We start from the raw sequence: 13362 nt of genomic DNA, 5'->3' as shown, positions 1-13362 counted from the left end.
CGCGCCGGCACCCGCAGACCGCGGCGGGATTACACTAGTGCGCTCCCCTCCGACCCACCGATCCCATGAACAAGTTCGTGATGCTCTGCATGGCGCTGTTGCTGTGCACACTCGCCGCCTGCGGCGATCAGTCGTCCCGGCGTGCCGAACGTGGCAAGCCGCGCGTCGCCATCACCACGCAGTCGGTGATGATCCGTCGCCCGCCTGCCGCCAACGCGGAGATCACCCCGGACGGCACCCTCAAGATCGACGATATCGCGCTACCGCAGAAGGAGCCGACCCGCGCCAAGCTGCAACTGCTGTTCGGGCACCTGCAGGTGCTGCGCCAGCAGGCGGTCAACGACGCCGGCCCGGATCCGGAATACAAGTCGATCAAGCTGACCGCCACACCCGAGATCCAGACGCTCAGCAGCCAATTGCTGGATGAGATTCCGTCGCTGCAACCGTATCGCGAAAGCTTTGGCAACATCCAGGCCGAGCGGCACTGAGCCGCCGGCCAAGTCTGCGCAAATCAGTAGATTGGCGCGAGACCGCGTAGCAGCGCACTGGTGCGCGATGGGGCCTTATCGGGAAGGCTTCATTGCGCCCAGGCGCGCTCCTACGTCCGCACACGCTTCACAGTGGTCAGCCACCGCCACCACTGCTGCCGGCCTGGATGCCACCACGCGTCAGCGCGGCCGGATCCAGCAAACGGCGCAGATCCGCTTCGCCGAGCCCGCTGTCTTCCAGCGCCACGTCCAGCACCGGGCGCTGTTCCTTGTAGGCACGTTTGGCGATCGCGGCGGCCTTCTCGTAGCCGATGATCGGGTTGAGCGCGGTCACCAGGATCGGATTGCGGTCCAGTGCCTCGCGCACACGCTCCTGGCGCACCTTCAATCCGGCGATGGCGCTATCGGCCAGCAGGCGCGCGACGTTGCCCAGCAAGGTGATCGAATCCAGCAGGTTGTAGGCGATCAGCGGCAAGGTCACGTTCAACTGGAAATTGCCGGTCTGCCCGGCCACGGTGATCGCGGTGTGGTGGCCGATGACCTGCGCGCATGCCATGACCGTGGCCTCGGGAATCACCGGATTGACCTTGCCGGGCATGATCGAGCTGCCGGGCTGCAACGCCGGCAATTCGATCTCGCCCAGGCCCGCCAACGGGCCGGCATTCATCCAGCGCAGGTCGTTGGCGATCTTGATGAGTGCAACGGCCAGTGCATTGAGCTGGCCCGACAACTCCACCGCATCGTCCTGCGCGGCCAGGCCTTCGAACTTGTTCTGCGCACTTTCAAACTTGGCCCCGCTCAGGCTCGACAAGGCCTTGGCCACCTTGCCGCCGAAACGCGGATCGGCATTGATGCCGGTGCCGATCGCGGTGCCGCCCAGCGGCAGCCGCCGCAACCGCTTGAGCGCATCGTCAATGCGCTCCTGCGCCGAACTCAGCTGCGCCGACCAGGTGCCGAATTCCTGCCCGAACGTCAGCGGCATCGCATCCATCAAGTGCGTGCGCCCGGTCTTGACGATCTTGTCCAGCGACTTGGCGCGCTTGTCGATGGTCTTGCGCAGGTGCTTGAGTGCCGGCTGCAGATGTTCCTGCACCGCAAGCAACGCAGAGACGCGGATGGCAGTGGGGATCACATCGTTGGAACTCTGGCCAAGATTGACGTGGTCGTTGGGATGCACCGCATCCTTGCCGGAGCGCGTGGCCAGTGTGGCGATCACCTCGTTGGCATTCATGTTGGACGAGGTACCCGAGCCGGTCTGGTACACATCGATCGGAAACTGCGCATCGTGCGTGCCATCGGCCACCTGCAATGCCGCATCCTGTACGGTCTTGCCGATCGACTTCGGCAACAGCCCCAGGTCGGCATTGACGCCTGCGGCAGCGGCCTTGATCAGCCCCAGCGCGCGAATGAAACCGCGCGGCATCGGCTGACCGGACACCGGGAAATTCTGTACCGCACGCTGGGTCTGCGCGCCCCACAACGCATCGGCGGGCACCTGCAATTGCCCCATGCTGTCGTGTTCGGTCCTGAAACGTTCGCTCATCTGCACTCTCCGCACGTAGTGGTGGTGGTGACGCAATGGCTGGCAGCGGGCGCACCCACGCTGGCGAGGCCCACTACGATACCCGCTGGCGACGTTGCGACGATGTCATCGCAATACGTGCACTAGACTGAGCATCGATCCATACGAGGTACCACGCTGCCATGGGCGACGACCCTGACTGTAGACACACAGGCCCTGCGTTCTTTTTTGCGACATCGCCCACCACGGTGCACGCCCATCGTTTGACACCGGCACGCAGCGGCGCCGCAGCATGCGGAGGCGAACATGCTCGCTAATGTGCTGCTGCTGTGCGTCGCGCTGTTGCTGGTGCTGTTGAACGGATTTTTCGTTGCTGCCGAGTTTGCGCTGGTCAAGCTGCGTCACACCCAGGCCGTTGGCCTGGCGCAGACCAACGGGTGGCGCGGCCGCCTGCTGCTGGGCGTGCATGCGCATCTGGATGCGTACCTGTCGGCCTGCCAGCTCGGCATTACCCTGGCCTCGCTCGGGCTGGGCTGGGTCGGCGAGCCGGCCTTCGCGCATCTGCTGGCGCCGGTGTTCGATATGCTGGGCATGTCGCCGGAGGCGGCGCAGTTCACTGCCCTGGCCATCGCCTTCAGCCTGATTTCCTTCCTGCACATCGTGCTGGGCGAGCTCGCCCCCAAGACCATGGCGATCCGGCGCCCGGAGCGCATGTCGCTGTGGACCGCAGCGCCACTGTACGTCTTCTACTGGGTCATGTTCCCGGCGATCTGGCTGCTCAATACCAGCGCCAACCGATTGTTGCGGCTGCTGGGCTGGGGCGATGTGGAGCATCAATCGCACCGCTATTCGCGCGAAGAACTGAAACTGATCGTGGGACGCCAGGACCCCAACGCGCCCACGCCGGACCATGGGTTGGCCCTGATGAGCCATGCGCTGGACCTGCCGGATCTGGTGGCCGGCGACCTGATGCGCCCGCGCGAGCACCTGCGCAGCCTGCGCGAAGGCATGACGCTGGAGGCGGTACTCGCCGAATTCAGCGAATCGCGCTACAGCCGCTACCCCTGGTTCGACGCCGATGGCGAGCAGGTGCTGGGCATCCTGCACACCAAGGATCTGCTGGTGGCGATGGCGCGCGGCCAGGACCTGGACGATCTGCGCCCGCTGCTGCGCCCACCGGCGCTGCTGCCCCTGGAAACCCCGATCCCCAGCGCGCTGGAGCAGTTCCGTACCGGCACCACCCATCTGGCGCTGTGCGTGGAAGACGAAGGCCGCATCCTGGGCTTCTTCACCCTGGAAGACCTGCTGGAAGTGGTGGTTGGCGAGATCGAGGACGAACACCGCCACGTGGTGCGCGACGCGCCGGTGCGCAGTCAGGACGGCTCGCTGCTGGTGGCCGGCAGCACCTCGATCTTCCGCTTGGAACGCCTGCTCGGCCAGGACCTGAGCGCCCCGGACCATGTCAATTCGGTCGGCGGGCTGATCGTGCACCAACTGCAGCGGCTGCCCGAAGAAGGCGAGACCCTGGAGCTGGACGGCCACGCGCTGACCGTGCGGCGCATGGCCGGCCACCGCATCCAGGCAGTGACGGTGCGGCCGGTGGGCGAAGCCGGCGCCGGGGCGGCGTAGAATACCGGCCCCGCCAGCTTCCCAGTGCCCCTGCCCATGTCGGATTCCGCCCTGCTCGCCCTGTCCCCGCTCGACGGCCGCTATGCCTCCAAAGTGGACGCGCTGCGCCCGATCTTTTCCGAATACGGCCTGATCAGGGCGCGGGTGAAGGTGGAGATCGAGTGGCTGCTGGCCCTGGCCGCCGAGCCGGGCATCGCCGAGCTGGCGCCGTTTTCCGCCGCCGCCAGCCAGCGCCTGCGTGCGCTGGCCGACGATTTCAGCGTGACCCACGCCGCGCGGGTCAAGGAGATCGAGCGCACCACCAACCACGACGTCAAGGCGGTGGAGTACTTCATCAAGGAACAGCTCGCCGGCGACGCCGAGCTGGGCCCGGCGCTGGAATTCGTACACTTTGCCTGCACCAGCGAGGACATCAACAACCTCAGCTACGGCCTGATGCTGGAGCAGGCGCGCCGCGAGGTCCTGCTGCCCGCGCTCGACGGCATCGCCGCGTCGCTGCGCACGCTGGCGCATGCCCAGGCTGCCCAGCCGATGCTCTCGCGCACGCACGGCCAGACCGCATCGCCGACCACGCTCGGCAAGGAAATCGCCAATGTGGTGGCGCGCCTGGAGCGCCAGCGCAAGCAGATCGCCGCTGTGGAACTGACCGGCAAGATCAACGGCGCGGTCGGCAACTACAACGCGCACCTGGTGTCGTATCCACAGCTGGATTGGGCCGACTTCGCACAGCGCTTCGTCGAGAGCCTGGGCCTGGTGTTCAACCCGTACACCACCCAGATCGAGCCGCACGACAACGTGGCCGAAATCGGCGACGCCAGCCGCCGCGCCAATACCATCCTGATCGACCTGTCGCGCGACATCTGGGGCTACATCTCGCTGGGCTATTTCAAGCAGAAGCTCAAGGAAGGCGAAGTCGGCTCGTCCACGATGCCGCACAAGGTCAACCCGATCGACTTCGAAAATGCCGAAGGCAATTTCGGCATCGCCAACGCACTGTTCGAGCACTTCTCGGCCAAATTGCCGATCAGCCGCTGGCAGCGCGACCTCACCGACTCCACCGTCCTGCGTGCGCTGGGCACCGCGTTCGGCCACACCCAGGTGGCGCTGGATTCGCTGGCCAAGGGCCTGGGCAAGCTGACCGTCAATCCCGAGCGCCTGGATGCCGACCTCGATGCGGCCTGGGAAGTGCTGGCCGAAGCCGTGCAGACGGTGATGCGCCGCCACGGCCTGCCTAACCCGTACGAGCAATTGAAGGCACTGACGCGTGGCCAGGGCATCACCGCCGCCTCGATGCAGGCGTTCGTGGAAAGCCTGCAGCTGCCGGAAGACGACAAGCAGCGCCTGCGTGCGCTGACCCCGGGCGGCTACATCGGCCTGGCCGAGCAACTGGCACGCGCAGTCTGATCGCCTGCGGGACCGGCGTCATGGCAGCAGCCGGACGCGACTGTAGTCCGGCGGCGGTGCCGGTCGCGCTCGCCAGCCGCGCAACCGGCGCACGCCTTGGCGCCGGACGCAAGAGCGGCGTCGACGGCCTGCCGCATCGCGGCTGGTATGGTGCCGGCCTCATCCAAGCAAAGGATTTCCCATGCGCGCAGTCCGGATTACACCTGTGCTGTTTGCATTGACCGGCATGGCCGCCTTGAGTGGCTGCAGCGCCGAGGGCCCCGCCGGCCAGGCCATGTCGGCCATGTCGTCCACGCTGACCGACCCGGCCAGCGGCGCCGATTGCGGCGGCAAGGACGTGCGGCTGACCCGTGACGACAGCGAGTGGATCCTGCACGGCGACTGCGGCACGGTCACCATCACCGCCTCGCGCGGCGCAATGAATCTGGACAAGGCCCGCGCCATTCGCGTGGAAGGCAGCAACTTCACCGTGCTCAACGCGCAGCTGGGCGAGCTCAGCGTGATCGGCCACGACAACACGCTCAATCTGACCAATGTCGACAGCGTCGACATCCAGGGCAACAAGAACCTGGTGCTGGCGCACGACGTGAAGCAGGTGCGGTTTTCCGGCAACGACAACACCGTCAATCCGTCCAGCAAGCCCACCCTGGATGATCGCGGCAGCGGCAACAAGGTGATGTAAGCCGCGCTACGCGTGGTTGCCGGTGCAGCACGCGCAGCCGCCTGGGCCACACTGCCGACCAGTGGTGATGTCATGCAGGCGCCCGTGCTGCCAGAGCATCACGCCGATCGGCGAGACACCAGGCGCTGCATTCCAGTGCGAACTGCGTGAGCACGTCGATCGGCGCCGGCCGATCAGGGCCGCCGCGCCGCCACTAGCGTCACTTCACGCGGCTTGGCAGCGCCCCGCACGATCACGAACCGCAAGGTTTCGCCAACCTTGCGAGTGACCGCCGCTTTCAGTACATCGGCCTTGCTGCCTGCCACCGGGACGCCCTGCGCCGACACGATTGCATCGCCTACCTGCAGACCGGCCGCGGCGGCCGGCGATGCCGGCTTGATGCCATCGATCGTGACCGACGTGAGGGTGGGGTTGAACGAAAACCCTTCGCTTTCCACGGCAAAACTCAGACCGAACCACCCCTTCTCTTCCGCTGCCTGCACCGCGCCGCTGATGCTCAGCATGGCGGTCAGCAACAGCACACCCGCTGTCCAACGACGCATCGGTCAGTCCTTTGTCGAAAGCAGCGCATACCCCGCTGCGGTGACCCAGTATCGGGCTCCTGATGCGGCGCACTCATGTGCCATCGGACACCCGCCCTTGCGTCACAGCGGCAGGCGCCCGAACACCGTGCGGGCTGCATGGCGCCGCAGCGTTGTACAGCCAACCACCGTCATCCGCACCGCACAGTCCGAATCACCACCTCCCTGAAGCCTTGCCTGTTGCCGCCCTCGCGCGCAGGTGCAGATCCGGCGCAAGCATCGGACAATAGCGGCATTCGCGCCGGCCCTGCCCGCGCCCCAGTCTTCCATCGATACCCTGCAAGGACCCCCCATGGCTGCACGCAAGGCAACCCCTCCTGTCATCGAAGTCCAGGCCCGCCCGGGTCAGCCGTTGGGCATGCCGGTGGAGCGCTTTCTGCGCAACTACTGGCACAAGCATCCGCTGCTGATCCGCAATGCCTTCGCGGACTTCGCCTCGCCGCTGCAGCCGGAAGATCTGGCCGGCCTGGCCTGCGAAGACGGCGTGCTGGCACGCCTGATCAGCCACGACCGCGCCACCGACGGCTGGGACGTGCGCACCGGCCCATTCCAGGAAACCGACTTCCCCGGCCTGCCCGACCATGACTGGACCCTGCTGGTGCAGGACGTGGACAAGTGGGACGCCGACGTGCGCGCACTGCTGGAGCACTTCCGCTTCCTGCCGCGCTGGCGCATCGACGACATCATGATCAGCTTCGCCGCCACCGGTGGCTCGGTCGGCGCGCATGTCGACCATTACGACGTGTTCCTGCTGCAGGGCCAGGGCCAACGCCGCTGGCAGATCGACGCGCGCACCTCGCAGGGCCGCAAGCCCACGCCACTCGCATTCCGCGACGATGTCGACCTCAAGCTGCTGCGCGAGTTCAAGCCCACCCACGAGTGGGTGCTGGGCCCGGGCGACATGCTGTATCTGCCGCCGCTGGTCCCGCATCACGGTGTGGCCGAAGACGCCTGCCTGACGTTCTCCATCGGCACACGCGCCCCGTCCTCGGCCGAGCTGATCGGCGATTACCTGGACACCTTGATCGCCGATGCCGACGAAGCGGTGCGCTACCACGATGAAGACCTCAAGGTACCGGCCGACCCGTACGAGATCGACGTCACCGCGATGAACCGCGTGGTCGCCGCGCTCAACGCGCTGCGTATGAACGACCCGGACCGCCTGGGCGACTGGTTCGGCCGGTTCATGACCACCTACCGCGCCTCCGGCGACGTGGTGCCCGCGCCCGAACCGATCCCGCGCGAAGCGGTGGAACAGGCCCTGGACGAAGGCGTGGTGCTGTACCGCCACCCGTGGTCGCGCTTGGCCTGGCGGCGCGCCAAGCGCGGCGCCACGCTGTTCTGCAGCGGCCTGGAATTTGCGCTTTCCGCCAAGGACGCCGCACGCCTGGCGGCCGCCGAGGAAGTCGATGGCGCGCTGTACGGCCAGCTGACGGCACGCGGCCGCGAGGTAGTGCTGGAGCTGCTGGCCCAGGGCCACTACCAGCGCGCCCATGAGGATACGCACGAGGACATCGACGACGCGCAGGCAGCAGCGCTGAGCGTGTCGGCCGATCACGACGACGCGCATGACGATGCCGATACCGTGGACGCCGACGATGCCATCGACGACGCTGCGGATGTCGAGGAGGTCGCTGACGACGCGGATACCCCGGAAGAGCGCGTCGATTCCGCCGAAGCGGAGCTCGGCGAGGACGAGAACGGGGACGACGACGACGATGCCTCGGACATCGGCGAAGACGAAGGCAGCTCTCCTCGCCCATGAGCCCACACGGCAGGCCACTGATCGTTTCGCTGGACCCGGCCACCGACGCCGCCGCCCTGCGTACGCTGCGCCTGGCCTGCGGCGCGGCCCCGCGCGCTTCGGCCGGGGCCGAGTGGGACGCGCTGGACCCACTCAGCCTGCACCTGGCGGCGCGCACCGAGCAGGGCCAACTGGTCGCCTCGGTCCGGCTGACCCCGGACCGACGCGTCGACCGGCTCGGCTTGGTGCCGGACTGGCGCCGCCGTGGCCTGTCGGATCAGCTGCTTGCCGCCGCCGTGGCCAGCGCCGCCCAGCGTGGCTGGCCCAGCCTGCAGGCCCATGTGACTGCAAACGCCGGGGCGGTCTTCGCACGCCAGGGCTTTCTTCCCGACGGCCCTGCCAACCTGTCACCCGACGGCAGCGCCGATGCCGTCGATCCACCCGGCACGCCGGTCCATCGCCGGCTCGACGGCCCCATGGCGGTGGATACCCTCGGTGCGGCCCTGGCCGCCACCACCGGCCTGCTGTGCAGCGCGCGGCGGCAATTGCTGATCTACACCCGCGCCCTGGACCCGCCCCTGTTCGACAATCCCGGGGTACTGGATGCACTGCGACGCTTCGCCACCGCACGCCACGACAAGCGCGTGCAGGTGCTGGTGCAGGACACCGCCAGCGCCACGGCCAGCAGCAGCGCGATGTTGCGCCTGGCCCAGCGCCTGCCCAGCGTGTTCCGGTTCCGCGCCGTCAGCGATCCCGTCGATACCAGTTATGCATCGGCATATGTGGTCGGCGATGACGCCTACTACTTTCGTCCAACAGGCCATCGTTTCGACGACGGCGAAACCTGGCTGTCCGGCGCGGCCCGCAGTCGCCAGCTGGAGCGCGAATTCGCGCAGATATGGGAGCGCAGCGCGCTCTGGAACGAGCCGCGCGCACTCGGCATCTGACGCCGCAACGCCCTTGCCACGTAGGCGCGATGCCGATTGGTCTACCCGGCCGGTCAGCTCGCAGACGCCCCCTCACCAGCGCAAGGGGGTATAATTTTTCGAGATTCGATACCGACCGATAGGGCATCTCGCCCTGCCGCTTCCGAACAGTCATCCCCACAGCAGACCCGACTTACCATCGTGGATAATCTCCTAAAGCAGTTCGCGCAGTCATCGCAGCTCGCCGGCGGCAACGCCGCCTATATCGAGGATCTGTACGAGCAGTACCTCGTCGCCCCGGACAGTGTCGATCCGAAGTGGAAGAGTTATTTCGACGGCTTCAATGGTCGCGATGCCGGTGATGTGCCGCACTCGGCGGCCATTGCCCACATCCTCAGCGCCTCCAAGCAGGCCGCCAATGCCGGGACCGGCGCGGGCGCCAGCGACGAGCGCGAGCGCAATGTCGGCCGCTTGATCACTGCCTACCGTGCGCGCGGTCACCTGGGCGCACAGCTCGATCCGCTCGGGCTCACCCCGCCGGTCAACCCGCCCGATCTGGACCTGCCGTTCCACAGCCTCTCGCAGGCGGACATGGACAGCGAGTTCAGCACCGGTGGCGTCGGCGGCCAGCCGCGGATGAAGCTGAAGGATCTGCTGGCTCGCCTGAAGGCGACCTACGCCAGCACCATCGGCGCAGAGTTCATGCACATCCAGGAGTTCGACCAGCGCCAGTGGATCTATCGGCGCCTGGAAGATGCGGGCGGCCGGATTGCCGGCGATGCGGCCAGCCGCAAGCGCACCCTGGAGCGGCTCACCGCCGCCGAAGGCCTGGAGCGCTACCTGCACACCAAGTACGTCGGCCAGAAGCGTTTTTCGCTGGAAGGCGGCGACTCGCTGATTCCGATGATGGACGAGATCATTCGCCAGTCCGGCAACGATCAGGTCAAGGACATCGTGATCGGCATGGCCCACCGCGGCCGTCTCAACGTGCTGGTCAATACGCTGGGCAAGAATCCGCGCAAGCTGTTCGACGAATTCGAAGGCAAGTTCGAGCATGCCCATGACGACCGCGCGCACACCGGCGACGTCAAGTACCACATGGGTTTCTCGGCCGACATCGCCGTCGGCACCGACAAGCAGGTGCATGTGGCGCTGGCGTTCAATCCCTCGCACCTGGAAATCGTCGACCCGGTCGTGGTGGGCAGCGTGCGCTCGCGCCAGGAGCGTTTCGGCGATGCGGAGCGCAAGGCCGTGCTGCCGATCCTGATCCACGGCGATGCCGCGTTTGCCGGCCAGGGCGTGGTGATGGAGCTGTTCCAGATGTCGCAGGCACGCGGTTTCGCGGTCGGCGGCACGGTGCACATCGTCGTCAACAACCAGATCGGCTTCACCACCAGCACCCGCGACGACGCCCGCTCCACGTTGTACTGCACGGACGTGGCCAAGATGATCGGCGCGCCGGTCTTCCACGTGAACGGCGACGATCCGGACGCGGTGATGTTCGTGTCCAAGCTGGCCTACGAATTCCGCCAGCAGTTCAAGAAGGACGTGGTCATCGACCTGGTCTGCTACCGCCGTTGGGGCCATAACGAGGCCGATGAACCGGCAGCGACCCAGCCGGTGATGTACCAGACCATCCGCAAGCACAAGACCACCCGCGAGCTCTACGCCGCCAAGCTGGAAAGCGAGGGCGTGCTGAGTGCCGACGAGGCCAAGGCGCTAGTGGACGGCTACCGCAACAAGCTGGATTCGGGCGAGTACACCACCGAACTGGCCAAGCGCAAGCCGGACGAATTCGCCATCGATTGGTCCAAGTATCTGGTCGGCACCGCCGCCGATCCGGTCGACACGCGCGTCAAGCGCGATCAGCTGGACCGTCTGGCCAAGCTGATCACCACCATCCCCGAGGGCGTGGAGCTGCACGCCCGCGTTGCCAAAATCTACGACGACCGCGTCAAGATGGCCGCCGGCGATCAGCTGGGCGACTGGGGCTTTGCCGAAAACCTCGCCTACGCCACCTTGCTGGCCGAAGGCCACAAGCTGCGCCTGGTGGGCCAGGATGCGGGTCGTGGCACGTTCTTCCACCGTCACGCGATCCTGCATGACCAGAAGAACGACAACTACTATCTGCCGCTGCGCCAGCTGGTCGAGAACCCGGAAGACGCCACCATCATCGATTCGCTGCTCAGCGAAGAAGCGGTGATGGGCTTCGAGTACGGCTATTCCACCACCGACCCGAATGCGCTGTGCATCTGGGAAGCGCAGTTCGGTGACTTCGCCAACGGCGCGCAGGTGGTGATCGACCAGTTCATCGCCGCCGGCGAAGCCAAGTGGGGCCGTATCGCGGGCCTGTCGCTGTTCCTGCCGCATGGTTACGAAGGGCAAGGCCCGGAGCACAGCTCCGCGCGTCTGGAGCGTTTCCTGCAACTGTGCGCGCTGGAGAACATGCTGGTCTGCGTGCCGACCACGCCGGCGCAGTGCTTCCACATGATCCGTCGCCAGATGCGCATGACCACCCGCAAGCCGCTGGTGGTGATGACGCCCAAGTCGCTGCTGCGCCACAAGCTGGCGGTGTCCAGCCTGGAAGAACTGGCCGACGGGCAGTTCCAGCATCTGATCCCGGATGCCAAGGCCGACGCGGCCAAGGTCAAGCGCGTGGTGTTGTGCTCGGGCAAGGTCTATTACGACCTGCTCGAAGACCAGACCAAGCGTGACCAGGACGATGTCGCCATCGTGCGTATCGAGCAGCTGTACCCGTTCCCGCGGGCGCAGCTGGCAGCCGAGCTCAAGGGCTATGCCAATGCCACCGACGTGGTGTGGTGCCAGGAAGAACCGCAGAACCAGGGTGCGTGGTACCAGATCCGCCATCACCTGAACTTCTGTCTGGCCGGTGGCCAGAGCCTGCATTACGCCGGCCGCGCCCGTTCGCCCTCGCCTGCCGCCGGCCATATGGCCGACCACATCGCCGAACAGCAGAAGTTGGTCGCCGATGCGTTGCTCAATCCGTTCAACGACCAAGTCGCTGAATAATTCCTTCCCCAAAGAACGAAAACCCTAGGACGCTCCCCGAATGGCCACCGAAGTCAAAGTTCCGGTACTGCCCGAATCCGTTTCCGACGCCACCATCGCCAGCTGGCACAAGAAGGCCGGTGAAGCGGTCAAGCGCGACGAGAATCTGGTCGACCTGGAAACCGACAAGGTCGTGTTGGAAGTTCCTTCGCCGGTCGACGGCGTGTTGAAGGAAATCAAGTTCGAAACCGGCAGCACGGTCACCAGCAACCAGATTCTGGCGATCATCGAAGAAGGCGCCGTGGCTGCGGCTGCACCGGCCGAAGAGAAGAAGGCCGATGCACCGGCCGCTGCGGCAGCGCCTGCTGCTGCGCCGGCCCCGGCTGCTGCCGCGGCACCTGCACCGGCGTCCAAGTCCGCTGCAGATTCGCTGCCGCCGGGTGCGCGCTTTGCCGCGATCACCCAGGGCGTGGATCCGTCGCAGGTCGAGGGCACCGGCCGTCGCGGCGCCGTGACCAAGGAAGACATCGTCAACTTCGCCAAGGCCGGCGGCGTGGGCAAGGCCTCCGGCGCCCGTCCGGAAGAGCGCGTGGCAATGACCCGCGTGCGCAAGACCATCGCCAAGCGTCTGATGGAGTCCAAGAACTCCACCGCGATGCTGACCACCTTCAACGAGGTCAACCTGGCCAAGGTGTCGGCCGCACGCAAGGAGCTGCAGGACGAGTTCCAGAAGGCGCACGGCATCAAGCTCGGCTTCATGAGCTTCTTCGTCAAGGCCGCCGCCAACGCGCTGCAGCGCTTCCCGCTGGTCAACGCCTCGATCGACGGCGACGACATCATCTATCACGGCTACAGCGACATCTCGATTGCCGTTTCCACCGACAAGGGCCTGGTCACGCCGGTGCTGCGTAACGTCGAGCGCCAGTCGTTTGCAGAGGTCGAACAGGGCATCGCCGATTACGCCGCCAAGGCGCGCGCCGGCAAGCTGGGCCTGGACGACCTGCAGGGCGGCACCTTCACCATCACCAATGGCGGCACTTTCGGCTCGCTGCTGTCCACCCCGATCATCAACCCGCCGCAGAGCGCCATCCTGGGCATGCACGCGATCAAGGAACGTCCGATCGCCGAGAACGGCCAGGTCGTGATCGCGCCGATGATGTATCTGGCACTGTCCTACGACCACCGCATCATCGACGGCAAGGACTCGGTGCAGTTCCTGGTCGACATCAAGAACCAGCTGGAAAACCCGGGCCGCATGCTGTTCGGCCTGTAAGCCTTGAAGCCCCTCTCCCCACGGGAGAGGGGTTGGGGGCGCCAGGCAACTGCGTCCGACTCAGCAATGAAGAATGAGCCGCCGCGAGCCACAGGGGCGAACTA

The 13362-nt window shown here is 66.3% G+C and carries 10 protein-coding genes; 8 read left to right on the top strand and 2 right to left on the bottom strand.

The features are described 5' to 3' along the window. Positions 1-65 precede the first annotated feature (65 nt). Entirely contained in the window at positions 66-488 is a 423-nt protein-coding gene (locus ACCQ10_RS07870) for a hypothetical protein (RefSeq protein ID WP_184552115.1), read from the top strand. 136 nt (positions 489-624) lie between these two features. Here the strand turns inward: ACCQ10_RS07870 and ACCQ10_RS07865 are convergent, their stop codons facing one another. After that, positions 625-2031 carry a class II fumarate hydratase gene (locus ACCQ10_RS07865; protein WP_372362698.1) on the bottom strand — a complete coding sequence of 469 codons (1407 nt, stop codon included), beginning with the start codon at positions 2029-2031 and terminating at the stop codon, positions 625-627. Between the two features lie 285 nt (positions 2032-2316). On the opposite strand from ACCQ10_RS07865, the gene ACCQ10_RS07860 reads away from it, so the two are divergent. The 3 genes from ACCQ10_RS07860 (at position 2317) to ACCQ10_RS07850 (ending at position 5725) form a co-directional block, all read left to right on the top strand. Beyond that, positions 2317-3639 (top strand): hemolysin family protein, encoded by a 1323-nt coding sequence (locus tag ACCQ10_RS07860; RefSeq protein WP_372362697.1) that lies wholly within the window; start codon positions 2317-2319, stop codon positions 3637-3639. A 36-nt stretch (positions 3640-3675) separates the two neighbouring features. Beyond that, entirely contained in the window at positions 3676-5043 is a 1368-nt protein-coding gene (gene purB / locus ACCQ10_RS07855) for an adenylosuccinate lyase (RefSeq protein ID WP_372362696.1), read from the top strand. 181 nt (positions 5044-5224) lie between these two features. Next, entirely contained in the window at positions 5225-5725 is a 501-nt protein-coding gene (locus ACCQ10_RS07850) for a DUF3060 domain-containing protein (protein ID WP_372362695.1), read from the top strand. A 173-nt stretch (positions 5726-5898) separates the two neighbouring features. Here ACCQ10_RS07850 and ACCQ10_RS07845 read toward each other — a convergent pair whose 3' ends face one another. Beyond that, entirely contained in the window at positions 5899-6267 is a 369-nt protein-coding gene (locus ACCQ10_RS07845) for a PDZ domain-containing protein (protein ID WP_372362694.1), read from the bottom strand. Between the two features lie 331 nt (positions 6268-6598). Here ACCQ10_RS07845 and ACCQ10_RS07840 point away from each other — a divergent pair, with 331 nt between their 5' ends. The 4 genes from ACCQ10_RS07840 (at position 6599) to sucB (ending at position 13258) form a co-directional block, all read left to right on the top strand. Further along, positions 6599-8071, top strand: coding sequence for a ribosomal protein uL16 3-hydroxylase (locus ACCQ10_RS07840; protein WP_372362693.1), 1473 nt, complete (start codon positions 6599-6601; stop codon positions 8069-8071). Further along, complete coding sequence (locus ACCQ10_RS07835; protein WP_184442153.1) at positions 8068-8997, top strand: GNAT family N-acetyltransferase; 930 nt, start codon at positions 8068-8070, stop codon at positions 8995-8997. The genes ACCQ10_RS07840 and ACCQ10_RS07835 overlap by 4 nt, the downstream gene beginning before the upstream one ends. Positions 8998-9177: 180 nt before the next feature. Beyond that, complete coding sequence (locus tag ACCQ10_RS07830) at positions 9178-12006, top strand: 2-oxoglutarate dehydrogenase E1 component (protein ID WP_372362692.1); 2829 nt, start codon at positions 9178-9180, stop codon at positions 12004-12006. 40 nt (positions 12007-12046) lie between these two features. Beyond that, a complete protein-coding gene (gene sucB / locus ACCQ10_RS07825) occupies positions 12047-13258 on the top strand; it encodes a dihydrolipoyllysine-residue succinyltransferase (protein WP_047696719.1) in 1212 nt (403 codons plus the stop codon). The last annotated feature ends 104 nt before the right edge of the window (positions 13259-13362 follow it).

The organism is Xanthomonas sp. NCPPB 1325, assembly GCF_041477645.2.
Classification (GTDB): domain Bacteria; phylum Pseudomonadota; class Gammaproteobacteria; order Xanthomonadales; family Xanthomonadaceae; genus Xanthomonas; species Xanthomonas cannabis.
This window is presented reverse-complemented; position numbering and strand designations above follow the sequence as displayed.